Source organism: Microbispora sp. NPDC004025 (genome assembly GCF_053604425.1).
In genome coordinates, this window is record NZ_JBSGHN010000017.1 from 19,688 (window position 1) to 43,513 (window position 23,826).

The following is a 23,826-nucleotide window of genomic DNA, read 5'->3' on the forward strand; positions in this document are numbered from 1 at the left end:
CCCCAGGAGATCCCTCATGCGAAGATCACGCTTACTGCCCGCTCTGGCCGCGGCCCTGTTAGGGCTGTTGCTGTCCGCGGTGCCGTTGGTGGCGCACGCGGCCGCACCGCAGTTCAAGGTGCTGCTGTTCAGCAAGACCGCGTCCGGCGCCTACCGGCACGACTCCATCGCCGCCGGCATCGCGGCGTTCCAGCAGCTGGCGACGGACAACAACTTCCAGCTCGACACGAGCGAGAACTCCTCCGTCTTCACCACGTCGAACCTCAACAACTACGACGCGGTGATCATGCTCCAGACGTCGGGCATGGTGTGGGACAACGACGCGCAGCGTCAGGCCATGCAGGCCTACGTGCGCAGCGGCCACGGCGTCGTGGCGATCCACAACGCCGTCGACATGAACATCGAGTCGCAGTTCCCCTGGTGGGACCAGACCGTGCTGGCCGGCGCGCACATGACCCAGCACTCCTCGATCGTCCAGGGCACCGCCAAGGTCGCCGACAAGGTGCACCCCTCGACCAAGGGCCTGCCGGACCGGTGGGTGCGCACCGAGGAGTGGTACAACTTCGACAAGAACATGCGCGGCTCGGTGCACGTGCTGGTCACCGCGGACGAGACCACCTACGACGCGGGCGCGAACAAGATGGGCGCCGACCACCCGATCTCCTGGTGTCACAACCCGGAGGGCGGCCGGGTGTGGGCGACCGCCATGGGCCACAACGCGTCCTCCTACTCGGAGTCGCTGTTCAAGCAGCACCTGCTGGGCGCGGTGAAGTGGGCGGCCGGCGCGGCGCCGGGCGACTGCGGCGGCACGATCGCGGCCCGCTTCCAGAAGGTGACCCTCGACGGCGCGCCGGACCAGCCGATGGAGCTGGACGTCGCCGCCGACGGCAGGGTCTTCTACATCTCGCGGTCGGGCAAGGTGAACCTGATCCCCGCGGGCGGCGGCGGCACGCGCGTCATCGGCACCCTGTCGGTGTACGACGGCGGTGAGGACGGCGGGATCGGGCTGGCGCTCGACCCGAACTTCGCCACCAACGGCTGGATCTACCTCAACTACTCGCCGTCCAACGGCGGCGAGGTGAACCGGGTGTCGCGCTTCACCTTCAACGGCACCAGCCTCGACATGTCGAGCGAGAAGAAGATCATCGAGGTTCCGGCGTACCGCAACGTCGACGAGCCCGGCCACACCGGCGGCTACCTCGCGTTCGGCCCGGGCGGCAACCTGTACATCGGCCCCGGTGACGACACCAACCCCAACGGGTCCAGCGGCTACGCCCCGATCGACGAGCGGCAGGGCCGGGAGCACTACGACGCCCAGCGGTCCGCGGCCAACACCAACGACCTGCGCGGCAAGATCCTGCGCATCCACCCCGAGGCCGACGGCACGTACACGATCCCGTCCGGCAACATGTTCGCGCCCGGCACCGCCAAGACGCGGCCGGAGATCTACGCGATGGGCTTCCGCAACCCGTTCCGCTTCTCCGTCGACAAGGTCACCGGCTGGATCTCGGTCGGCGACTACGGCCCGGACGCGGGGGCGGCGAACGCCAACCGCGGTCCCGAGGGCACCGTCGAATGGAACCTGATCAAGGAGCCGGGCTTCTACGGCTGGCCCTACTGCGTCGGGAACAACATCCCGTTCAACGACTTCAACTTCGCCACCAACACCTCCGGCGCGAAGTTCAACTGCTCGGCGCCGGTCAACAACTCGCCCAACAACACCGGCCTGACCAACCTGCCCGCGGCCAAGTCCGCGACCATCTGGTACAACTACCACGCCTCGGCCGAGTTCCCCGAGATCAACTGCTGTGGCGGGGCGGCGCCGATGGGCGGCCCGTTCTACCGCTACGACGCCTCCAGCACCTCCGACCGCAAGTTCCCCGACTACTTCGACGGCACGCCGTTCCTCTACGAGTGGAGCCGCAACTTCGTCAAGGAACTGCGGCTGGACTCCTCCGGCAACCTCCTGAAGATCAACCCCTTCGTCGCCCAGATCGCCCCGCACGCGCCGATCGACATGAAGTTCGGCCCGGACGGCGCGCTGTACATGGCCGACTGGGGCAACGGCTTCGGTCACGCGAACACCGATGACGCCGTCTACCGGATCGACTACGTGGTGGGCAACCGCGCTCCCATCGCCAAGGCGAGCGCCACCCCCGACTCGGGCAAGGCGCCGCTGACGGTGGCGTTCTCCTCGGCCGGCTCGTCCGACCCCGACGGCGAAGCGATCACCTACAGCTGGGACTTCGGCGACGGCGGCACCTCCACCAGCGCCAACCCGTCCCACACCTACAGCGCCAACGGCACCTACAACGCCAAGCTGACCGTACGGGATGCGAGCGGGAAGACGGCCAGCGTCACGGTGCCCGTCGTGGTCGGCAACACCCGTCCCACGGTCGCCTTCTCGGCTCCGCCGGACGGCGGGTTCATCGACTTCGGCGACCGGGTGACCTACACGCTGAACGTCACCGACGCCGAGGACGGCGCCGCCGACTGCACCAAGGTCAACGTGTTCACCGCGCTCGGCCACGACCAGCACGCCCACGACACCGGTCAGTACACCGGCTGCTCGGGGACGGTCACGACCACGGCCTCCGGCCATGACGAGGCCTCCAACGTCTACTACGTCCTGGGTGCGGACTACACCGACAAGGGCGGCCTGAAGGGCAGCGCCGGCATCACGCTGCAGCCCAAGCACAAGCAGGCCGAGCACGCGACCGGCTCGTCCGGCATCAGGATCGTCGACGAGTCCGGGGCCGAGGGCGGCAGGCGGATCGGCGACATCTCCAACAACGACTGGATCTCCTTCACCCCGTTCAACCTGTCCGGAATCGACACGGTGTCCTTCCGCGTCTCGGCGCCGTCCAGCACCGGGGCGTCCATCGAACTGCGCGCCGACTCGCCGACAGGGGCGCTCATCGCCTCCGCTTCGGTGCCGGCGACCGGGGGATGGAACAACTACGTGTCCCTGCCCGCGGCGCGGGTGACCGACCCCGGCGGCACGCACGACGTGTACGTCGTGTTCAAGGCGCCGTCGGCGAACGCCTTCGACGTCGACTCGTTCACCTTCGGCGGCACGGGCGTCGGACAGGGCGGCGGCTCCTCGCCGTCCCCCTCACCGTCGGTTTCGCCCTCTCCCTCGCCCTCCGCGTCGCCCTCGGGCGGCACCAGCACCAGTGCCCTGCGGGGTGTGGCGTCGGGTCGGTGCCTGGACGTCAGCGGCGCGTCGCAGACCAACGGCGCGCAGGTGAACATCTGGGACTGCAACGGGCAGGCCAACCAGCGGTGGACGTCCACCAGCGCCGGTGAGCTGCGCGTCTACGGCAACAAGTGCCTGGACGTGAACGGCGCGGGCACGGCCGACGGCACCAGCGTGCTCATCTGGGACTGCAACGGCCAGAACAACCAGAAGTGGCGGCTGAACTCCGACGGCAGCATCACCGCGGTCGGCGCGAACAAGTGCCTGGACGTGTCCGGGAACGGCACCGCCAACGGCACCAAGGTGCAGATCTGGACGTGCAACGGCCAGAACAACCAGAAGTGGACCCGGGTGTGACCTCGATGTGACGCCCGGCCCCGGAGCCGGTCCGCCTCGGCGGACCGGCTCCGGGGAAGCCTCGCGATGCCGCGACGGCCTTCCGGCTGTCAGGCGAGCGCGAGCGCAGCGGCTGCGGTGACGGCGCCGGGGTCGCCCGCGTAGGCCGCGGCTTCGATCACGGCCGTCGCGGCGGCGGGGACGAACCCGTCGGACGTCCACCTCCGCAGCGGCCGGGTCGAGGCGGGCACGGTGACCCGGGCCGATTCCCCGGCGGCGAGCTCGACGGTCGCGAAGCCGAGCAGGACCCGGGCGGGGAAGTCGTCGGCCGCCGCGTCGATGCCGGTGGGCCGCCCGTAGAGCTGGACGACGTGGCGGCCCGCGCGCGAGCCGGTGTTCGTCACGGTCACGACTCCCGTGATGGAGTCGCCGTCGCCCTCGCCGACCGTGAGGTCGGCGAGGGCGAAGCTCGTGTAGGACAGCCCGAACCCGAGCGGGAAGGCCGGCGCGTGGCCGTCCCGGTCCAGCAGCCGCTGACCGAACCACTTGTCGTAGGTGATGGCGGTGGCGTCGCGGTCGAAGTACGGCAGGTGCTCCTCCGTGGCCGGGATCGAGTACGGCAGCCGCCCGGCCGCGTCGACGTCGCCGAGCAGCACGTCGGCCAGGGCCCGGCCGCCCTCGCAGCCGGAGTACCAGGAGACCAGCACGGCGGGTACGGCGTCGCGCCACTCCTCGGTGATGACGGCCCCGGCGGTGACGATCACCACGACGGTGCGCGGGTTGGCCGCCGCCACCGCCCGGATGATCTCGGCGTCGACGGGCCGGAGCCGCAGGCTCGCGCGGTCGCCGCCGGCGCTTCCGCCGCTCATGGACTCCACCGCACCGGGCTCGGCGAGGAAGGCCGCGAACGACTGCCCGGCGGGATCGTCGCCGGGCGGCGGGAACAACGCCAGCAAATCGGCGTCGGCCAGCACGTCCCCGCCGATCCATTCGCCCTCGTCGGCGGCGGTGTAACCGGCGACGACGACGGCGACGTCGGCCTGTGCGGCCGCGGCGGCGGCCGCGGCCGGGTCGTCGTCGGCCACATGGGTGATCCGGGTCCCCGGGAGCGCCTCGGTCAGCCCCCGCAGCGCGGTGATCACCTCCGGGGCGCGTACGTCGGAGGATCCGTTGTCGCCGGTGTTGGCCACGTCGGCCAGGCGCCCGACGACCGCCAGGGAGGCGAGGGCGTCCCGGCTCAGCGGCAGCAGGGGCGCGTCGCCGACCGGGTCGTTCTTGAGCAGCACCATGCCGCGGGCGGCGACCTCGCGTGCCAGTGCGCGGTGCTCGGAGCTGAACACCACGTCGAGCGGGGGCTCGGGCTCGGTGAGGGCGGCGTAGTGGCGCAGCTGGGTGGCGAGGATGCGGCGGGCCGCCCGGTCGACGTCGTCCCAGCTCGCCCGGCCCGCCTCCAGGTCGGCGGACAGGTGCTCGGCGCGCTGCTGGCGGAAGGGCTCCTCCACGTCCAGCCCGGCGCGCAGCGAGGCCGCGGCGTCGCGCAGGCCCCAGATGAAGTCGGAGACGGTGACGCCCTCGAAGCCCCACATGCCGCGGAGCACGCCCTCCATCAGGTGCTCGTTCTGCCCGGCCCACTCTCCGTTGACGGAGTTGTAGGCGGTCATGACGCCCGACACGCCCTCTTCCACGATCCGCCGGAAGTGCGCCAGGTAGACCTCGTGCAGCGCCGCGTCGTCGGCGGTGACGTCGACCGTGAACCGGGCGTTCTCCATGCTGTTGAGCGCGTAGTGCTTGACGACGGCCATGGCGTTGCGCTGCACCCCCCGGGTCAGCGCCGCACCGAACTCGCCGAGCAGGACCGGGTCCTCGCCGTACGTCTCCTGGGCCCGGCCCCACGACGGGTGGCGGGGCAGGTTCACGCACACGCCGCCGAAGAAGTTGGCGCCCTGCGCGCGCAGTTCGAGCCCGATCGCGGTGCCGACGCGCTCCTCTAGCTCGACGTCCCAGGTCGCGCCGCGGGCCATGGAGACCGGGAAGGCGGTCGACTGCCCCATCACCACACCGCGCGGGCCGTCGGAGAACAACAGGCCGGGGATGCCCAGCCGCTCGACGCGGCCCATGGGGTAGGGGGTGAGGTTGTACCCGTTGGTCATCATGTCGGCCATGCCCTCCCAGAACGGCAGGTCCCCGTCCAGCAGCCACAGGCGTTCCTCGCGGGTCATCTGCGACAGCAGCTCGTCGACCGCCTCGTCGAGGGGCCGCCCGGCGCGCACTGCGGCGACGGCGGCGGAGAATGCGGTGGGGGAGGAGGGCGTCGACATGCGCACACAACTCTCTGAACAGGCGCGACAGCGCTATCTACCAAACGGTAGATAACCTAGGCTGGTATCGTGATCGAATCAACCCCCCGTCTCCCAGGAGCCAGGACGGCATGACCCCCGCACCGGGACGGCGCCGGCTGCCGCTCGCCGAGCGCCGGGAGGAGATCCTCCAGGCGGCCACCGAGCTGATCGCCGTCTCCGGATTCAAGGGCGTCACCCTCGAGGCGTTCGCGGCGGCCTGCGGCATGACCAAGGCGGGGCTGCTGCATCACTTCCGCTCACGGGAGGACCTGCTCATCGCGGTTCTCGAACGCCGGGACACGCTCGACCTCGCGAGCGTCGCCGACACCTTCGAACCGGCGCCCGACCCGGCGACCGCCCGCGCCGTCATGTCCGGATTCGTCCGGCGCAACCTCGCGCAACGCTCACTCGTGCAGCTGTACACGATGTTGTCGGCGGAGGCGCTGGACCCCGCCCATCCCGCGCACGCCTACTTCCGGACGCGGCTGACCGAGGGTCGTGCCATGCTCGAACGCTACCTGCTGGCCTGGCATCCCCGGCCGGACCGGGCCGCGGTGGACCTGCTCGCCTTCCTCGACGGCCTGCAGCTCAACTGGCTGCGTGACGCCGACATCGACTTCCTCGCCCAGTGGGAGGCCTTCGCCGACAGGTTCTTCGCCCTCTGACCGCCGTACGAGGTTCCCGGCCGGCTCACCGCGCCTTGCCGACGCCTCTGGCCAGGGGCGCGCGCCAGCGATACCGCATGGCGAGGATGCGGAACGCGAAGGCGAGCACGGCCGAGGACAGGGTGGCGACGAACCCCCGCACGTCCAGCGCGTGCAGCGCGACCATCGCCGTCGAGCCGAGCATCGCCGGCACGGCGTAGAGCTCCCGGTCGTAGAGCAGGGTCGGCCTCTCGCCGGACAGGACGTCGCGGATGACGCCGCCGCCGACCGCCGTACAGACCCCGAGGAACACGGCGTGCATCGGTGCGAGGCCGTAGTGGAGCGCCTTGGCGGTCCCGACCGCGCAGAACAGGCCGAGACCCGCCGCGTCGAAGACGAGCACCGCGGGCATCGCCCGCTCGACCTGGGGATGCCAGAAGAAGGCGATGACGGTGGCCACGACCGGCACGAGGAGATACGCGGTGTCCCGCAGCGCGGCGGGCTGCACGCCGATGAACAGGTCACGCATGATGCCGCCGCCGACCGCGGTGAAGAACGCGAGCACCGCGATGCCGACCACGTCGAGCCGTTCGCGTACGCCCTGGAGCGCGCCGGACAGGGCGAAGACGAAGATTCCGACGAGGTCGAGCACGGGGGTCACGGGCCCACATTCTCCCACATAAAGTGCAAATCGCCGTGTCAAGATCAGGTAGTCGGGCCCGGCGGAGGTCCTCCGTGCCGTTCCCGCCCAGGCCGACGGCGAAGGTGATCACGATCTTCGTGATCGTGTCCAACCGAGCGGTCCTCATGTGACGTCCGCAGGACGCTGGACCACCCGCATGAGGGTCCCCTTAAGAAGGATCACCCGGAGCGTCGGGCACGCCGTCCGTCGCTGGCCCGCGCGTGCCCTCCGCATCGACCGCGTGAGAAGCGCGCCGGGGTAGCGTCGGGACTGTGCCGTCGAGAGCTCGGGGGCCGCACCCTCCGCCCGCCGGCCGCGGAAGTCCGGACGACACGGGCAAGGGCAGCGGGGGACGGCATGTGATCGGGTGTCCTGACACCGGGCGCATCTGGGGCGGTCTGGTGCGCGACCACCACCTCACGCCACTGGACGACCTGGCGGCCTCGGTCATCGAGCACGTCCGGCCGCTCGGCTTCACCGAGATCATGATCTATGTGGCCAGCCTGCGGCCGCTGTATCTGGTGCCGCTGCCCGGACAGTGCGACGTGTACGGCGAACCGCTGAACCGCGTCGCCATCGACACGACCCTGGCCGGGCGCGCCTACCGGAACCAGGAGATCGTCCAGGCGCGCCCCGCCACCGACCCGTACGTCGCCGAGGCCGCCGAACCGCTCGGCAGCGAGGGGCCCCGGCGCCTGTGGGTGCCGATGCTGAACGGTACGGAGCGGGTCGGCGTGCTCGGGGTGACCGCGCCCGTGGTCGACGACACCATCGAGCGCATCGCGAACGAGCTGGCCAGCCTGGTCGCGCTGCTGGTGGTGAGCAAGCGGGCCTACAGCGACGCCTTCGCGCGGCTCGTGCGCACCGAGGAGATGCACCTGTCGGCCGAGATGCTGTGGACCCTGCTGCCGATCAGGAACTTCGCCACCGACACCATGACCGTCAGCGCCGGGCTGGAACCGGCCTACCACGTCGGCGGCGACGCCTTCGACTAGGCCCTCGACGGCGGCACGCTCCACATCGGGATCTTCGACGCCATGGGGCACGACACCTCCGCCGGCCTGACCGCCGCGATCGCCCTGAGCGCCTACCGCAACAACCGCCGCCGGCGCAGGCCGGACTGCTCGACATCAGCGACGCGATCGACGAGGCGATCGCCGGGCAGTTCGCCAGCTCCCGGTTCGCCACCGGGGTCCTGGCCGACCTGGACATTCGCACAGGATGGCTGACCTGGGTGAACCGGGGGCATCCCCCGCCGCTCGTCCTGAGACAGGGACGGGTGGCCTCGGTGCTGGAAAGCCCACCGGACACCCCCATGGGTCTCCACCTGGGCCCGGCCGCCGGGCTCGCGCGCCGCCAGCTCGAGCCCGGCGACCGGCTGCTCCTCTACACCGACGGCATCGTCGAGGCGCTGACTCCCGACGGAGAGAGGTTCGGGCTGGACCGCTTCGCCGACTTCGTCATCCGGCGGGAGGCCGACGGCGTCTCCGCACCGGAGACCCTGCGCCGCCTGATCCACTCGATCCTCTCCTACCAGCGCGGTCAGCTCCAGGACGACGCCACGGTGATGCTGGTCGAGTGGCGCACGGGGCGGCACCAGAAGCTCGCGTTGTGAGCGAGGCCCCGCTCAGTCGCGGGCGAGCAGCTCGAGCGTGTCGACGACGCGGTTCGCGAAGCCCCACTCGTTGTCGTACCAGGCCACCACCTTGACGTGCGTGCCCTCGACCCGGGTGAGGGCGGCGTCGAAGATCGACGACGCGGCCTCGCCGGTGATGTCGCTGGAGACCAGCGGCTCGTCGGCGTAGTCGAGGATGCCCTTGAGCCGGCCGTCGGCGGCGGCGCGGTAGGCCGCGAGCACCTCGTCGCGGGTGACCCGGCGGGAGACCGTGGTGTTCAGCTCCACGAGCGAACCCACCGGGACCGGCACGCGGATCGAGTCGCCCGACAGCTTGCCGTCCAGCTTCGGCAGCACCAGGCCGATGGCCTTGGCGGCCCCGGTGGTGGTGGGCGCGATGTTCACGGCGGCGGCACGGGCCCGGCGCAGGTCACGGTGCGGGCCGTCCTGGAGGTTCTGCTCCTGCGTGTACGCGTGCACGGTGGTCATGAAGCCGTGCTCGATGCCGGCCAGGTCGTCCAGCACGGACGCCAGCGGAGCCAGCGCGTTCGTGGTGCACGAGGCGTTCGAGACGATCACATGCCGGGCGGGGTCGTACACCTCGGTGTTCACTCCGTAGGCGAGCGTGACGTCGGCGCCGTCGGAGGGGGCGCTCACCAGCACGCGCCTCGCGCCCGCGTCGATGTGCGCGCGAGCGGCGTCCGCCTTGGTGAAGCGGCCGGTGGACTCGAGCACGATCTCGACGCCGAGCTCGGCCCACGGCAGCTTGGCGGGCTCGCGCTCGGCGAGCACCGCGATACGGCGGCCGTCGACCACGAGGTCGGTCCCGTCGACCTCGACGGAGCGGCCGAGGCGGCCGAGCGCGCTGTCGTACTTGAGCAGGTGCGCGAGGGTCTCGGGGGCGGTGAGGTCGTTCACGGCGACCACGTCGAGGTGGCTGCCGCGTTCCAGCAGGGCGCGGAGGGTGTTGCGTCCGATACGGCCGAATCCGTTGACGGCGATGCGGGTCATGGTGGCTCCTTTCGTTCCGCGCTCCATGATCGGCGCGCCGCCGACGGGCCGACAGTGGCCCGAACGACACCGTGCGCAAGGATCCCGCCAGAAGTTTCGCCACTGACCGCAAGGATCTCGCCACCTCGTACGAGGACCGGCGTGGCTGCCCGTCCGGCCGGGGAGGTCAGGCGGAGAAGGTGTGGCGGTACTCCGTCGGGGAGGTGCCGAGAATCCGCTGGAAATGCAGGCGCAGGTTCGCCCCGGTGCCGAGCCCGACCCGGTCGGCGATCTGCTCCACGCCCAGATCGGTGCGTTCGAGCAGTTCGCGTGCCAGGTCCACGCGCGCCCGCAGCACCCACTGCATGGGCGTGTAGCCGGTGTCCTCCACGAACCGCCGGGAGAAGGTGCGCGCCGACACCCGCGCGTGGCGGGCCAGGATGTCGAGGGTCAGCCGTTCGGACAGGTGCGCCAGGGCCCACTCGCGCGTGCCCGCGAACAGGTCGCCGAGCGGTTCGGGCACGCTCCGGGGGACGTACTGCGCCTGGCCTCCGCTGCGATAGGGCGCCGCCACCAGCCGCCTCGCCACGTGGTTGGACAGCCCGACGCCGTGGTCGCGCCGCACCAGGTGCAGGCACAGGTCGATACCGGACGCGGCGCCCGCCGACGTGAGCACGTTGCCCTCGTCCACGAACAGCACGTTCTCGTCCACCCGCACGAGCGGATGCTTGTCGGCGAGGGCCTTGGTGTAGTGCCAGTGGGTCGTCGCCCGCTTGCCGTCGAGCAGGCCCGTCGCCGCCAGCGCGAACGCCCCCGTCGAGATGGCGGCGAGCCGGGTCCCGCGCTCGTGGGCGGCCATGAGCGCGGCGACGACCGCGGCCGGCGGTTCCGTGGTCGCAGGCTCCCGATAGCCGGGGATGAAGACGGTATCGGCCTGCTCGAAGGCGTCGAGGCCCTCGGCCACGTGATAGGAGAGGCCGTCGCCGCCGGTCACCATCCCGGGGGCGGCGCCGCACACCCGCACCTCGTACGGCATGCTCGGCCGGCTGGAGAACACCTGCGCGGGGATGCCGACGTCGAGCGGCTTCGCCCCCTCGAGCACGAGCACGGCGACGCGGTGGTTCCTGCGGCTCATCGATCTCCCTCGACTCCTCCGCGGCCGCCGGGCGTCCCTCGCGCGGCGACCGCGATGAGCACTACCGCAAGCATCCTGCCACCGGCCATCAGCGGCCCCCGGCAGCCCCCACTGCCGGCAGGGGCCGCCGGGGTGTGCTTCAGGACTGGTTGAACAGCGAAAGGGTCAGGGTGGAGTGGTATTCGCCGGCGGCGACGTCGACGGGGGTGCGCAGGGCGAGGTCGGCGTTGACCGTCGAGGTGCCGATCTCGTCGGCGGAGTCGGCGGTCGAGACCAGCAGCTCCTGGCCCTCCAGACCCACCTCGGGAGCCCCGGTGCCGTCGGAGATGACACTGGAGACCGGCTCACCGGCCGAGACCGCACCGGTGGAGGAGTCGCTCAGCAGACGCGGCTTCCAGCCCAGGTACTGCGGACCGATGGTCTTGGCCGGGTCGTCGGCCGCGACGAACTGGCTGGCCTGGCCCACGACCGCCCAGTACTCCCCGTCGGGGATCTCCTCGGGGGTGCGGGTGTCGGTCACCGTGACCGTCGGCAGAGTGCCGGTGAACTGACGGGCGGCGGCGTCGGAGCCGTTCTCCTGCAGGGACACCCCGTTGTTGTCGGCCACGGTCATCGACAGCTGACCGGGGGTGGTGGTGGGCTGGATGTTCACCGACACGTCGATGCCGCTGCCGGGCTCGTCGTCGGCCAGCGCGGGACCGGCCAGGCCGGCGCCGGCGAGCGCGACGCCGAGCACCGACGCGGCGAGTATCTGAGTGGTCCTGGTGATTCTCATGTGATCGCTCCGTGAATGGGGGGCGGGGCCGGCCGGCTGGTCGGCCGGCCGGCCCCGGGTTGTGCTGAGGCGTCTCCGACGCTCCCGGTGCGGTCAGGGCGGCTGACCGCGGTTGTGCGGCTCAGCCGCAGCTGGCCGCGGAGTAGGCCGCGTCGTAGGTCGAGGTGACCTGCTTGCCGCCGATCGTCGCGGTCGCCGTCACGGTGACCTTCCCGGCGTCGATCCGGGGGGCCCGGGTGTTGAAGGACTGGTAGGCCTGCTTGCCCGGAGCCACGTCCGCCACCGTCTTGGTGCCGTACGGGGTGGTCAGCGTGATCGTGGCCGGCACGTCGGAGTCGTTGACGGCCGTGACCGCCAGGTAGGCCGAGGCGCCGATGCAGCGGGTGGTCGCGGTGACGGTCAGCTTGACCGCCGGGGGCGGCGTGACGGCGTCGAGCGCGACCGCGAAGATGTGCATCGTCGCGACGTTGTTCGCCGCCCGTGGGCTGATGTTGGGCAGGTCGACGCGGGAGATCTCCTTGTTCTGCAGCGGCACGCCGACGTAGTAGATGGTGGCGGCGGTGTTCTGCCGCTGGTTGTTCGGCCGGTTCTGGTAGGGGGCCACGACGGCGGCGTCGCCCTCCGGCCTGGGCGCGCCGTACCAGTCGGGCGAGCTGAGGGTGAAGGTCTGCCTCGTGCCGTCCTTGTAGACGATGGTGGCCGGGCCGGACACCGCGCCGTAGGTCCCGGTCAGCAGGAAGCCGAGCGTCTTGCCCGTCCCGGTCACCTTGAGGGACTGCCCCGAGGCGATGGCGTTGTCGGGGGTGCCCACCGCGACGTTGGGCCACGTGAACTTCAGCCCGTTCTTGGTGACGGTGGCCCCGGGGGTGACACCGACGGTCGCCAGTCCCTGGGCGGAGATGCTGGCGCCGTTGCCGTCGAAGTTTCCGGGGGCGGTGTTGGTGTCGTCGGTGACGGCGACGTTGCTGAAGAGCTCCTCCAACGTCTTCTCCCCGCCACCCCACACCTGCACCGTGGCCTTCGTGGACGTGGTCCAGGCCTCGCCCGCCTCGGTGCCGCCGACGACGGCGGTGAGGATCGCGGTGCCGGTCGCCGCGCCGGCGGCGGGAGTGAGGGTGAACTCCACCGTGGCCTTCGCGTCCGGTGCCAGGGGCCCCACGTTGGCCTGCGCGGGGGCGATGGTCCACCCCTCCGGCGCCTTGAGGGCCACCGTCGCCGACGCCAGCGACGCCTCGACCGCCCGGACGGTGACCTGGACCTTCGCCCCCTGACCCGGCGTGACCTCGGCGGGCGCGGCCACCGAGACCTTCTGCAGCACGTACGCCCGGTAGGTGTGCCCGGCCTGCGCCGTGATCTTGACGGCGTCGGGCTCGGTCTTGTCCACCTTGACCGTGCCGCCGGCGACGTCGATGAGCTTGTAGCGGCCGGTGAAGATGCCGCCGCGTACCTTGACGACACCGTCGCGGTCGGGCGTGACGAGGTACTCGTCGGCCTGCCCGTCGCTCCACTCCGCGCCGACGGTGTGGCCGCCGCGGCCCCGCAGGCCCCGCACCTTCCCGTTCCGCCATGCCTCGGGCAGCGCCGGCAGCACGTGCAGTTCGCCGTTGTGGCTCTGCAGCAGCATCTCGGCGATGCCGGACGTGGCGCCGAAGTTGCCGTCGATCTGGAACGGCGGGTGCAGGTCGAACATGTTCGGCGCGAGCCTGGCCGGCGTCACGAGGAGGCGGACCAGGTCGTGCGCCCGCTTGCCCTCCTCCATCCGCGCCCAGTAGTTGATCTTCCAGGCGAGGGACCAGCCCGTGCCGTCGTCGCCGCGCAGTTCGAGGGTCCGCCGCGCCGCGTTGTACAGCTCCGGGGTGTCGCGCTTGGTGATCTGGTTGCTGGGGTGCAGGCCGTACAGGTGCGAGACGTGCCGATGGTTCCGCTCGGTCTCCACCCAGTCGTAGAGCCACTCCTGGATGTTGCCGCGCGAGCCGATCTTCATCGGAGGGAGCCGGTCCTTGGCGGCCAGGACCTGCGCCCGGAAGCTCGCGTCCACACCGAGCACCTCGCTCGCCTCGGCGCAGCCGTGGAAAAGGTCACGCAGGATCTGGTTGTCCATCGTGGGCCCCGCTGCCACGCTGGCGTTCGCGTGATGGGCTAGCTCCGGCGAGTTCGACGGGTTCGTCACCAGATATCCGAGCTTCGGCTCCTCCACGAGAGTGTCGAGGAAGAACTGGGCGGCGCCCTTCATGGCCGGGTAGTTCTTCCGGAGGAACTCGACGTCGCCGGTGAACAGGTAGTGGTCCCAGATCATGGTGGCCAGCCACGCGCCGCCGGTCTGCCACATGCCCCAGAACGCGCCGTCGACGACGGAGGTGGCCCGCCACGCGTCGGTGTTGTGGTGGGTGACCCAGCCGCCGGCGCCGTACTGCACCTGGGCCGTGCGGGCGCCGGTCTCGGTGAGGTCTTTGATCATGCCGAACACCGGTTCGTAGCACTCCGACAGGTTCGTCGTGTCGGCGGGCCAGTAGTTCATCGGCAGGTTGGCGTTGATGGTGTACTTCGAGTCCCACTGCGGGCTCAGCGAGTCGTTCCAGATGCCCTGGAGGTTGGCCGGCTGGGTGCCGGGACGCGAAGAGGAGATCAGCAGGTAACGGCCGAACTGGAACAGCAGCGCGGAGAACTGCGGGTCGTCGACGGCCCCGTGCTGCGCGATCCGGACGTCGGTCGGCTGGTCGGCCGCGTCGGTGCGGCCGAGCTCGAGCGTCGTGCGCCCGAACAGCGCCTGGTAGTCGGCCACGTGCCGGCTGCGCAGCGCGTCGTAGGTCCTGCCCTGGGCTGCGTCGAGGTGCCGCCGCGCGATGCCCTGGTAGTCGCCGCTGACGTCCTTGTAGTTCACGTAGCTGGAGCCGATGGAGATCAGCAGCGTCACGCTGTCGGCGGCCGACACCTGGAGCGTTCCGCCGGAACTGGTGACGGCGCCACCCTCGGCGACGGCCTTGGCCAGCGCGAGGAACTTGACCTGGCCGGTGATGCCCTCGAAGTTGCCCGAGACGCCGTCGAGCGCCACCGTCGTGCCGTCCGGGCTGGTGAGCGTCGTGCGCTGGGGGCTGTCGAACGTCGCGCTGAACGTGATCGAGCCGGGCTTGTCGGCGGTCAGGCGGATGACGATGACCTGGTCGGGCGCGCTGGCGAACACCTCGCGCCTGTACCGCACGCCGTTCAGCAGGTAGGTGACGGACGTGGTGGCGGTGGTGAGGTCCAGCTGGCGGTTGTACTCGGAGAACCCGCCGGTGCCGGGGAAGGTCAGCCTGATGTTGCCGACCGTCTGGTAGGCGAGCTGGCCCGCGGGCTTGCCCAGCATGTTCTGGTCGATCAGGGTCTGGGCCTCGGCCCATTTGTCCTCGAAGACCAGGCGCCGGATCTCCGGCAGCGCCGTCAGGCCCTTGGGGTTGCTCTGGTCGTACGGCCCGCCGCCCCAGACCGTGTCCTCGTTGAGCTGCAGCCGCTCCGTGTCGACGTTGCCGTACACCATGGCGCCGAGGCGCCCGTTGCCGATGGGAAGGGCGCGCAGCCAGTCCGTGCCGGCGCCTCTGTCGTACCAGAGAGCCAGGTCGTTGGCCGCGCGTACCTCCGCGGGCGCCACCGATCCGGCCCGGGCGACCGCGGTCCACTGCATCGGCAGCATCAGAGCTCCTGCTCCGACCGTACCGATCTTCATCAATTGCCTGCGCGACAGGTCTGGCATCTCGCTTCTCCAAGCGCATCGCGGCCTTGCGGACAACCGGCACCCGCGCATGGACGACGAGCTCGCGAACGACGAGACGAGGGGGGTGCGAGGGGGCCGGCGGCTCAACGAGGCTCTGTGTGGGGGGAGTGACCGCAAAGCTACAAAGATTTGATGTATGCGTCAACGGTCGTTATCAAACAGTCCGAAAACCGGCATCTGTAACCGCTTGCGGCCGGAAACATCTAATCTTTGACCGGTGGCGCCGCCTGCGGTGGCGGGTCCGCCGCCACCTGGGGCCGCCGGCCGAGCGGAATACGATCGGAGCCTCGGGAAGACGCCCCCCCGCATGAGGCTCCGGCCGGGACCGAGGGAACCCACTGCCATGTCACGCACAGAGGACGTAGTAGACAGCATCAAGCGGATGATCCTCGACGGGGTGCTCCGGCCCGGCGACCGCCTGCCCGTCGAGAAGGACCTCGCCGAGTCGCTGGGAGTCTCGCGCGGCGCGTTGCGCGAGGGAGTGTCGGCCCTGTCGATCCTCGGGATCGTCAGCACCCGGCAGGGTGACGGGACCTATGTCACGGGTCTCGACGCGACGCAGCTGCTGGCTCCGATGGGCTTCGTCGTCGACCTCCACGGCCAGGGCGACCCGCGGCACGTGTACGCCGTCAGGCGCCTGATCGAGTGCGAGGCGGCGCGGATCGCCGCCACCAGGATCACCGACGAGGCGCTCGCGCAGGCGAGAGAACTGCTCGACGAAGCGGCCCGCATGGTCGGTCAGGCGCCCCACGACCACGAGCGTCTCATCGAGATCGACATCGCCTTCCACCGCATCATCGCGGCCCACTCCGACAACCCGGTCCTGGTCGGCCTGATCGAGGCGTTCGCCAGGCGCACCGTCCACGGGCGGCTGTGGCGCAGCCTGCACGAGGAGGACGCCGACCGGCGCACCCACGACGAGCACGTGGCGATCTGGACGGCGCTCGCGGCACGCGATCCCGAACGGGCGCGCATCCGGATGGCCAACCATCTCATCGGGGTCGAGGAGTCCCTGAACCGCCTGCCCGGCGACGGCGACCCGCGCCGGGCAGGGGACCGGTGAGACGCCGCACGCCCTCCGCGCGTGAGCGCGGGGCGCGTGTGGCGGGGTGGATCAGACCGCGGTGACGGTCCACTGGAGGTTGGTGCTGGAGCCCGGCGCCCACAGCTTCACGCCGGAGCCGGCCGTGGTGATGCCGCCGCTGTCCAGGCACGTCCCGGTGCCGCGGTTGACGATCTGGTAGCGGCCGTTGCCCATGTCGGTCAGCTTCCACTGCTGGTTGTCGCCGCCGTTCCAGGACGCCTGCTTGCACAGGGCGCCGCTGGTGGAGTCGCCCCAGCTGTCGGCGACCATGCCGTTGGTGCGGTTGACGATGCGGTACCAGCCGCCGCCCAGGTCGACGAGCTGCCACTGCAGGTTGGTGCTGCCGTCCCAGTTCCACTGCTTGAGGTTCGACCCCGACGCCACGTTGCCGCCGCTGTCCAGGACGAGGCCGGTGGCGACGTTGGTGATCCGCACGTAACCCGTCGGCGTCGAGCCGCCGCCGAGCGCGGGGATCTGGCCGTTGAAGGTCAGCTTGACCACGTACGCCGGCGCGCTGAACGGGGCGGTGGAGGAGGGCATCGAGACGTGCAGGCCGGAGCCGTCCTGGGTGCGGTTCGGCAGGGTGACGTACTGGCCGGCGGAGGAGCCGAGCAGCTGCACCGAGGCGAGGTTGCCCAGGTTGATCCGGTTCGAGCCCAGGGTCGTGATGTGCAGTGTGCCGCCCGGCCAGCCCAGCACGGTGGCGTACAGGACCGTGTTGTCCTTGCTGCGGGTGAAGCGGATGTCGGTGTTGGTCCCCGCCCGCGGCGTGGTGAAGGAACCGCCGCCCATCTGCGTCGGCCCCTCCCCGTGGACGGCCCAGGCGCGGGTCGAGTAGACGGACTCGCCGAAACGCTTGAGGTAGTCCCCGATGCCCAGCAGGATCGACCGCTGCCCGGAGGGGATGGTGCCGTCGGCCGTCGGGGCGATGTTCAGCAGCATGTTGCCGTTCTTGCTGACCCGGTCGATCAGCGAGTGCAGCATGGCGTTGAGGGAGTAGTAGCCGATGCCGTTGGTGTAGCACCAGCTGGAGCTGGAGATGCTGTCGTCGGTCAGCCAGTAGGGGGTCTGGATGGCGGCGGGTCCGCCGCGCTCGTAGTCGAAGACCTCACCCCTGGTGTTGAACCCGTCCTTGTACGTCGCGACGACGTCCTTGTTCCAGGCGACCGCCTGGTTGTAGTAGTACGCCAGGAAGGCCAGCCGCCGCGACTCGTCGAGACGGCTGAGGTTGAAGTCCTGCCAGATGATGTCGGGCCGGTAGCCGTCGATGACCTCCTTGAGCTTGTCGTACCACAGCTGCTGTTCGTCGGCGAAGCCGAGCTGGCCGTACAGCTTCTTGAGCGAGGCGGAGGACTGGGACGGCGCCCACTGGTAGAAGCCGGTGAAGTTGTAGGCGTGGTGCATGGCGACGAGCAGCTTCAGGCCCTTGGCCCGGATGGCGTCGGCGTGCAGCCGCAGCAGGTCGAGCCTGGGCCCGGTGGCGACGGAGTTCCACTCGTTGACCCTGCTGTTCCACATCGAGTAGCCGTCGTGGTGCTCGGCCACCGGGCCGGCGAACCTCGCGCCGGCGTCGGCGAACAGCTGCGCCCACTCGTCGGGGTCGAAGGCGCCTCCGGCCGACTTCAGCTTCGGCGCGAACTGCACCCAGTTGCCGGCCCTGTCCCGGGCGCCGTTGACGAAGTTGTGGTACGGCCACGCCGACGGATCGCCGTAGACGCTCTTGTGGTGGTTGTTCTCGTTCGACCCGTTGTTGTACATGTTGCGCGGGTACCACTCGTTCGCGAACGCCGGGACGCTGAACACGCCCCAGTGGAAGTAGATGCCGAACTTGGCGTCCTGGAACCACTCGGCGGCCGGCGGGTGCTGGTCGACCGACGACCAGCTCGCGCTGTAGCTCTGGGGCCCGGCGGTGGCCCATGCCGGGGCGGCCTTGAGGATGCCGGCGGCCGCGCCGAGGCCCGCCGCGACGAGCAGCTGACGGCGGCTTGACCGGAACGACGAAGACGAGGACATGTGGGAACCTCTCTGGAGCGGGGGGAGCTCTGCCGGGGCGTTCCCGACCGGCCGTGGGACCTCGCCGGTCGTGCGTGGGGTGGACGTCCTGCACGCCGGGGACGTGCACCTCGCGAATGTGTCGCGCGTGACGACTTTCACCACGTGGACATGGGATGTTTGTAAGTCAACGATGGCGATCTGTCCAGGCTTCACGCCGGACGGCGGACGTGGAGGCGCGTCCGGCGTGATCGCGAATGCGACGAGTCCCCGAGGTCGGCGAAATCCGGGCTCCGGCTGGGAGCTCGCAGGACTCCGTGCGCGCGGCCGGTGTTTCCGCATGCCGCATGCCTCGGCGTCGATCCCGTTCCTGCCCTCGGGCGCCCAGACAACCCATGTCTGCGCCGACTAGGCGTCGTCCGGCGTCGGAATGGGGATGTCTGTACGTTTCACGCCCCTGCCACCGCCGGCGGTGCGGTCACCGCGGTGGGCGCGCGGTGGTCTCGAGGGAGTGGCCGAGGTTCTCGCGTAGCCAGGTTTCGGTGGTGCCGACGTGCATGAGGGCCGCGGCTTGGGCGAGCGGGGCGTCGCGGTGGGCGAGGGCGCGGTAGATGGCGGCGTGTTCGGCGATGGTGCGACCGGCGGCGTTCTCCTCGGCGAGGCCGCGCCAGACGCGGGAGCGCAGGGTGCGGCCGGCGATGCCGCCGAGCAGGGCGGACAGTGATTTGTTGCCGGTGGATTCGAACACGGCGCGGTGGAAGGCGTCGTCGTGGTGATTGAGCGCTTCCACGTCGTCCCGGGCTTCGATCATGGCATTGAGGTGGCGTTCGACTTCGGCGAGCTGGCCGGGGGTGATGCGGGTGGCGGCCAGTCCGGTGGCGACGGGTTCGAAGAGCCGGCGTACTTCGGTGATCTCCAGGAGGTCGTCGCCGCGCATCATCTCGACGGCGAGGCCGACGCCTTCGAGGAGTAGCTCGGGGGTCAGGCTGGTGACGTAGGTGCCGTCGCCTCTGCGTACTTCGAGCACGCGGGTGGTGACGAGGGAGCGGACGGCCTCTCTGAGGAGGTTGCGGGACAGGCCCAGTTCCGCGGCGAGCTCCTGTTCCGGGGGCAGCCGGGCGCCCGGGGGGAGGGTCCCGTCCTTGATGAGCTGCCTGATGCGTTCGATCGCCCGCTCGGTCAACGACATAGGAGGATTCTGATACCTCCGGGCGGAGAACCCGCACACGCCCGCTGTCCGGAGGGCCGGAACATGCCATGTATCGGCGTTCCTCCCGACCGGTGGAGCGCACGATTCGTCGGACCCTTCGTGCACGAGTGTGAGGGATTTTCGTGATTCTTCCCTAGGGTCTGGACACTGACCGGGGTTTGGTCATAGAAAGACATCCCATGTCCTGTCGGTGATGAGCTCGCTCCAAGCGAACCTCGCCGGGGTCCGCGCGTCGCGTCCGGGCCCTGTCCGGGTGGGGCGCGGTCAGCGGCGGCATGGCACCCGTGGTGCTTCAGAAGGAGAAACGATGGTACGCAGACGGTTCGCGCTCGCCGCGGCCTTGACTTTATCGGGGTGCCTCGCCGCGGCCTGTGGCGGGAACAGCGGGAACGGCGGCTCCGGCGGCGGCGGCGACACCGCGGCGAAGCCGGTCATCGGCGTCGACTACCCGCGTTCGGACACCGACTTCTGGAACTCCTACATCAGCTACGTGCCGAAGTCCGCCGGCGAGCTGGGCGCGGACACCAAGACCACCAACTCCCAGAACGACATCGCGAAGCTCACCTCCAACGTGCAGACCCTGGTCGGGCAGGGCGTGAAGGCCGTGGTCATGGCGCCGCAGGACACCGCCGCCGTGGCCCCCACACTGCAGCAGCTCGAGACCAAGAAGATCCCCGCCGTGCTGGTGGACACGCGGCCCGACACCGGGAACGCCTTCATGGTCGTCCGGGCCGACAACCGCGCGTACGGGGAGAAGGCCTGCCGGTTCCTGGGCGAGAAGCTTCAGGGCAAGGGCAAGGTGGTCATGCTGGAGGGCGACCTGGCCTCGATCAACGGCCGGGACCGCACCGAGGCGTTCAACGACTGCATGAAGCAGAACTATCCCGGCATCAAGGTGTTCGGTGAGGCGACGAACTGGGACGGCGCCGTGGCCTCGCAGAAGCTCTCCACGGTCCTGACCGCGAACCCCGACGTCAAGGGCGTCTACATGCAGTCGAGCTTCGCCCTCGCCGGCACGCTGCAGGTGCTCAAGCAGCGCGACCTCCTGGTGCCGCCGGACGACCCCAAGCACGTCTTCGTCGTCTCCAACGACGGCATCCCGCAGGAGCTCAAGGACATCGCCGCCGGGAACATCGACGCCACCGTCTCCCAGCCCGCGGACCTGTACGCCAAGTGGGCGCTGTCGTACGCGAAGGCCGCGATCGAGGGCAAGACCTTCCAGCCGGGCAAGACCGATCACGACAGCACCATCATCCAGGTGCGGCCCGGCCTGCTGGAGGACCAGCTGTCCGCACCGCTCGTCACCGCCGACGGCGGCACCTACGGCGGGATCCCCAGCGTGAAGCACGATGACAAGTCGCTGTGGGGCAACAACCTGAGCTGAGAGGGCGTGGCCATGGAAGAGTTCGCGGGAGGGCCCGCGAGCCCTCCACCCGCTCGCGACGACGGGCGGGCCCGCACGGGCGCGCCCGTCGCCGAGGCGGAGCGCATCACCAAGAGATACGGCGAGACGGTGGCGCTCGATCGGGCGCACATCACGATCAATCCGGGGGAGACGCACGCCCTCGTCGGCCGCAACGGCGCGGGCAAGTCGACCCTGGTCTCCATCCTGACGGGACTGCAGGCGCCCGACGACGGCGAAGTCCGCTTCGCCGGGGCCCCCGCGCCGCGGCTCGCGGACCGCGACGCATGGCGGGAGCGGGTCGCCTGCGTCTACCAGAAGTCCACGATCATCCCTGAGCTGACCGTGGCGGAGAACCTCTACCTGAACCGGCACGACCGCAACCGGTTCGGGCTGGTCGGCTGGAAGGGCCTGTGGCGGAAGGCGGCCGAGCTGCTCGAGGCCTGGTCGGTGGACGTCGACGTCCGCCGGCCGGCCGGGGAGCTCGGAGTGGAGCAGCGGCAGTTCGTGGAGATCGCCCGGGCGCTGTCGTTCGGCGCGAGGTTCATCATCCTCGACGAGCCCACCGCCCAGCTCGACGGCGCGGCGATCGCCCGTCTGTTCGACCGGATGCGGGCGATGCGCGAGCAGGGGATCACCTTCCTGTTCATCAGCCATCACCTGCAGGAGATCTACGAGATCTGCGACACGGTCACCGTCTACCGGGACGCCCGGCACATCCTCACCGCGCCGGTGTCGGACCTGCCGCAGGGCGAGCTGGTGGCGGCGATGACCGGTGAGGCGGCGGGCCTGCGGGAGCACGCCGTCCGCCCGCCGGTCGCGGCGCAGGCCCCGGTGGTCCTCGACGCCCGGGGCCTGTCGGACGGCGACGTCTACCGGGACGTCGACATCCAGGTCCGGGCCGGGGAGATCGTGGGGCTGGCGGGTCTGGGCGGCAGCGGGAAGACCGAGCTCGCCGAGACCTTCGTCGGGCTGCGCGCCCCGAAGGAGGGCACCCTGGAGGTCGCGGGGAGCCGCCCCCGTCCGGGAAGCGTGCCGGAGTCGCTGGCCGCCGGTGTGGGTTTCGTGCCCCGGGACCGTCACCACCAGGGGCTCGTCCCGCTGATGTCGATCGCGGACAACGCCACGATGACCGTGCCCGAGCGGCTCGGTCAGGCGGGCTTCGTCAGCGGCCGCCGCAGGGACGCGCTGGCCCGCGACATGATCGAAAACCTTGCGATCAAGACACCCGGCCCGGAACTCCCCGTCTCCGGGCTGTCCGGCGGCAACCAGCAGAAGGTCGTCATGGCCCGGGCCCTGGCGAACGACCCCCGGCTGCTCGTGCTGATCACGCCGACCGCCGGGGTCGACGTCCGGTCGAAGGAGTTCCTGCTCGGCAAGGTCGAGGAGATCGCCGACAGCGGGACCGGCGTCGTGATCGCCTCCGATGAACTAGACGACCTGCGCCTGTGCAACCGGGTGCTGGTGATGTTCCACGGCCGCGTCGTCGCGGAACTGGCCGCCGGCTGGCACGACCACGAGATGGTGGCCGCCATGGAAGGAGTCGACCTCGATGCCTGAGACCACCGCCGCACACGCCGCGACGGGACACCCGCCGAGCCCGCCCCCGGAGGAGCCGGGACGGCGGCGTCCGGCGATCCCCCTGGCGCGGCTGCGGGACTTCGCGCTGGTCCCCGCGGTCATCGTGATCGCGATCGTCGGGCAGATCGTCAACCCGATCTTCCTGCAGAGCGACAACCTGATCAACATTCTGCAGACGATGTCGGAGATCTCGCTCCTCGTCCTGGCGCAGACGCTCGTGCTGATCGCGGGCAGGATGGACCTCTCGCTGGAGTCGACCTTCGGGCTGGCGCCCGGCGTCGCCGCCTGGCTGACGGTCGCCAGCGGAACGGGGGCCGGGCTCGGGCTGCTGCCGGGCGCCTGGGGGATTCCCATCACCCTCGCGGTGGGGGTGCTGGTCGGAGTGGTGAACTCGCTGTTCATCGTCCGCTTCGGGCTCAACGGCTTCATCGTCACCCTGGGCATGCTCATCGTGTTGCGCGGTCTCCTCACCGGCATCTCCGGCGGGCAGACCTTCTTCAACCTCCCCGACTCGATGACGTACTTCGGCTCCACGATGTGGCTCGGCGTGCCGGCGTCGATCTGGATCTGCCTGCTGCTGTTCGCGGCCGGCATCGTGGTGATGGGCTTCACCCGGTTCGGCCGGGCGCTCTACGCGATCGGCGGCAACGTCGACGCCGCCAAGGCGGCCGGTATCCGCACCGACCGGGTCCTGTGGATCACGCTGATCTCCGCCAGCCTGCTGGCCGCGATCGGCGGCCTCCTGCTGACGGGCCGGCTCGCCTCCGTCGCCGCCGCCCAGGGCGACGGCGCCATCTTCACGGTGTTCGCCGCCGCCGTCATCGGCGGCGTCAGCCTCAACGGAGGCAAGGGCACCGTGTTCGGGGCGTTCACCGGCATCCTGCTGCTCTACATGATCCAGAACGTCCTCACCCTCGCGGGCGTCCCCGCGCAGTGGATCCAGGCGCTCAACGGGGCGATCATCCTCACCGCGCTCGCGATCTCCCGCCTCACCGGCGGCAAGTCGCAGGACTGACGGATCCCGGCGGCCCGGGCGCGTACGAGAGCGCCCGGGCCGGCGGGGTCCGCGCAGGGTCCGGCGGCCGACCGGT

The 23,826-nt window shown here is 70.4% G+C and carries 16 protein-coding genes; 8 read left to right on the top strand and 8 right to left on the bottom strand.

The window, feature by feature from the left end; genetic code table 11:
* The first annotated feature begins 16 nt into the window (after positions 1-16).
* Positions 17-3,556 (top strand): lectin, encoded by a 3,540-nt coding sequence (locus ACWEQG_RS32615; RefSeq protein ID WP_452290652.1) that lies wholly within the window; start codon positions 17-19, stop codon positions 3,554-3,556.
* A gap of 89 nt (positions 3,557-3,645) precedes the next feature.
* On the opposite strand, the gene ACWEQG_RS32620 is transcribed toward ACWEQG_RS32615, so the two are convergent.
* Positions 3,646-5,853, bottom strand: a complete 2,208-nt coding sequence (locus tag ACWEQG_RS32620; protein WP_452290653.1) for a beta-glucosidase — start codon at positions 5,851-5,853, stop codon at positions 3,646-3,648.
* 110 nt (positions 5,854-5,963) lie between these two features.
* Here ACWEQG_RS32620 and ACWEQG_RS32625 point away from each other — a divergent pair, with 110 nt between their 5' ends.
* Positions 5,964-6,539 carry a TetR/AcrR family transcriptional regulator gene (locus ACWEQG_RS32625; RefSeq protein ID WP_363469874.1) on the top strand — a complete coding sequence of 192 codons (576 nt, stop codon included), beginning with the start codon at positions 5,964-5,966 and terminating at the stop codon, positions 6,537-6,539.
* Positions 6,540-6,564: 25 nt separating this feature from the next.
* On the opposite strand, the gene ACWEQG_RS32630 is transcribed toward ACWEQG_RS32625, so the two are convergent.
* Positions 6,565-7,179: a trimeric intracellular cation channel family protein gene (locus ACWEQG_RS32630; protein WP_452290655.1), complete on the bottom strand. Its 615-nt coding sequence runs from the start codon at positions 7,177-7,179 to the stop codon at positions 6,565-6,567.
* Between the two features lie 380 nt (positions 7,180-7,559).
* Here ACWEQG_RS32630 and ACWEQG_RS32635 point away from each other — a divergent pair, with 380 nt between their 5' ends.
* The gene (locus tag ACWEQG_RS32635) at positions 7,560-8,195 is read left to right on the top strand and encodes a GAF domain-containing protein (protein ID WP_452290657.1); all 636 of its coding nucleotides are present in this window, start codon (positions 7,560-7,562) and stop codon (positions 8,193-8,195) included.
* Entirely contained in the window at positions 8,096-8,815 is a 720-nt protein-coding gene (locus ACWEQG_RS32640) for a PP2C family protein-serine/threonine phosphatase (RefSeq protein WP_452290659.1), read from the top strand. Before ACWEQG_RS32635 ends, ACWEQG_RS32640 begins: the two co-directional genes overlap by 100 nt.
* A 12-nt stretch (positions 8,816-8,827) precedes the next feature.
* Here ACWEQG_RS32640 and gap read toward each other — a convergent pair whose 3' ends face one another.
* The 4 genes from gap to ACWEQG_RS32660 form a co-directional block, all read right to left on the bottom strand.
* Positions 8,828-9,826 carry a type I glyceraldehyde-3-phosphate dehydrogenase gene (gene gap, locus ACWEQG_RS32645; RefSeq protein WP_452290661.1) on the bottom strand — a complete coding sequence of 333 codons (999 nt, stop codon included), beginning with the start codon at positions 9,824-9,826 and terminating at the stop codon, positions 8,828-8,830.
* Between the two features lie 166 nt (positions 9,827-9,992).
* Positions 9,993-10,940, bottom strand: a complete 948-nt coding sequence (locus tag ACWEQG_RS32650) for a GlxA family transcriptional regulator (protein WP_452290663.1) — start codon at positions 10,938-10,940, stop codon at positions 9,993-9,995.
* A 139-nt stretch (positions 10,941-11,079) separates the two neighbouring features.
* Positions 11,080-11,715: a hypothetical protein gene (locus ACWEQG_RS32655; protein WP_452290665.1), complete on the bottom strand. Its 636-nt coding sequence runs from the start codon at positions 11,713-11,715 to the stop codon at positions 11,080-11,082.
* 121 nt (positions 11,716-11,836) lie between these two features.
* The gene (locus ACWEQG_RS32660; RefSeq protein ID WP_452290667.1) at positions 11,837-15,385 is read right to left on the bottom strand and encodes a glycosyl hydrolase family 95 catalytic domain-containing protein; all 3,549 of its coding nucleotides are present in this window, start codon (positions 15,383-15,385) and stop codon (positions 11,837-11,839) included.
* A gap of 424 nt (positions 15,386-15,809) precedes the next feature.
* Between ACWEQG_RS32660 and ACWEQG_RS32665 the strand changes: the two genes are divergently transcribed.
* Positions 15,810-16,529, top strand: coding sequence for a FadR/GntR family transcriptional regulator (locus tag ACWEQG_RS32665; protein WP_363471935.1), 720 nt, complete (start codon positions 15,810-15,812; stop codon positions 16,527-16,529).
* Between the two features lie 51 nt (positions 16,530-16,580).
* On the opposite strand, the gene ACWEQG_RS32670 is transcribed toward ACWEQG_RS32665, so the two are convergent.
* On the bottom strand, positions 16,581-18,563 hold the full coding sequence (locus ACWEQG_RS32670; protein WP_452290669.1) for an alpha-L-fucosidase: 1,983 nt from the start codon (positions 18,561-18,563) through the stop codon (positions 16,581-16,583).
* Between the two features lie 457 nt (positions 18,564-19,020).
* Positions 19,021-19,731, bottom strand: coding sequence for a FadR/GntR family transcriptional regulator (locus ACWEQG_RS32675; protein WP_452290671.1), 711 nt, complete (start codon positions 19,729-19,731; stop codon positions 19,021-19,023).
* 328 nt (positions 19,732-20,059) lie between these two features.
* Here ACWEQG_RS32675 and ACWEQG_RS32680 point away from each other — a divergent pair, with 328 nt between their 5' ends.
* The 3 genes from ACWEQG_RS32680 to ACWEQG_RS32690 are packed head-to-tail and all read left to right on the top strand — an operon-like array spanning position 20,060 to position 23,750.
* Entirely contained in the window at positions 20,060-21,136 is a 1,077-nt protein-coding gene (locus ACWEQG_RS32680; protein ID WP_452290673.1) for a sugar ABC transporter substrate-binding protein, read from the top strand.
* A gap of 12 nt (positions 21,137-21,148) precedes the next feature.
* Entirely contained in the window at positions 21,149-22,714 is a 1,566-nt protein-coding gene (locus ACWEQG_RS32685; RefSeq protein ID WP_452290675.1) for a sugar ABC transporter ATP-binding protein, read from the top strand.
* Entirely contained in the window at positions 22,707-23,750 is a 1,044-nt protein-coding gene (locus ACWEQG_RS32690; RefSeq protein WP_363471943.1) for an ABC transporter permease, read from the top strand. The genes ACWEQG_RS32685 and ACWEQG_RS32690 overlap by 8 nt, the downstream gene beginning before the upstream one ends.
* Positions 23,751-23,826 lie beyond the last annotated feature (76 nt).

What these genes read in the sequence shown, in the direction of transcription:
- ACWEQG_RS32615 (WP_452290652.1), top strand. Translation starts at nt 17, where the DNA reads ATGCGAAGATCACGCTTACTGCCCGCTCTGGCCGCGGCCCTGTTAGGG.
- ACWEQG_RS32620 (WP_452290653.1), bottom strand. Translation starts at nt 5,853, where the DNA reads ATGTCGACGCCCTCCTCCCCCACCGCATTCTCCGCCGCCGTCGCCGCA.
- ACWEQG_RS32625 (WP_363469874.1), top strand. Translation starts at nt 5,964, where the DNA reads ATGACCCCCGCACCGGGACGGCGCCGGCTGCCGCTCGCCGAGCGCCGG.
- gap (WP_452290661.1), bottom strand. Translation starts at nt 9,826, where the DNA reads ATGACCCGCATCGCCGTCAACGGATTCGGCCGTATCGGACGCAACACC.
- ACWEQG_RS32650 (WP_452290663.1), bottom strand. Translation starts at nt 10,940, where the DNA reads ATGAGCCGCAGGAACCACCGCGTCGCCGTGCTCGTGCTCGAGGGGGCG.
- ACWEQG_RS32655 (WP_452290665.1), bottom strand. Translation starts at nt 11,715, where the DNA reads ATGAGAATCACCAGGACCACTCAGATACTCGCCGCGTCGGTGCTCGGC.
- ACWEQG_RS32660 (WP_452290667.1), bottom strand. Translation starts at nt 15,385, where the DNA reads ATGCTGCCGATGCAGTGGACCGCGGTCGCCCGGGCCGGATCGGTGGCG.
- ACWEQG_RS32665 (WP_363471935.1), top strand. Translation starts at nt 15,810, where the DNA reads ATGTCACGCACAGAGGACGTAGTAGACAGCATCAAGCGGATGATCCTC.
- ACWEQG_RS32670 (WP_452290669.1), bottom strand. Translation starts at nt 18,563, where the DNA reads ATGTCCTCGTCTTCGTCGTTCCGGTCAAGCCGCCGTCAGCTGCTCGTC.
- ACWEQG_RS32675 (WP_452290671.1), bottom strand. Translation starts at nt 19,731, where the DNA reads ATGTCGTTGACCGAGCGGGCGATCGAACGCATCAGGCAGCTCATCAAG.
- ACWEQG_RS32680 (WP_452290673.1), top strand. Translation starts at nt 20,060, where the DNA reads ATGGTACGCAGACGGTTCGCGCTCGCCGCGGCCTTGACTTTATCGGGG.
- ACWEQG_RS32685 (WP_452290675.1), top strand. Translation starts at nt 21,149, where the DNA reads ATGGAAGAGTTCGCGGGAGGGCCCGCGAGCCCTCCACCCGCTCGCGAC.
- ACWEQG_RS32690 (WP_363471943.1), top strand. Translation starts at nt 22,707, where the DNA reads ATGCCTGAGACCACCGCCGCACACGCCGCGACGGGACACCCGCCGAGC.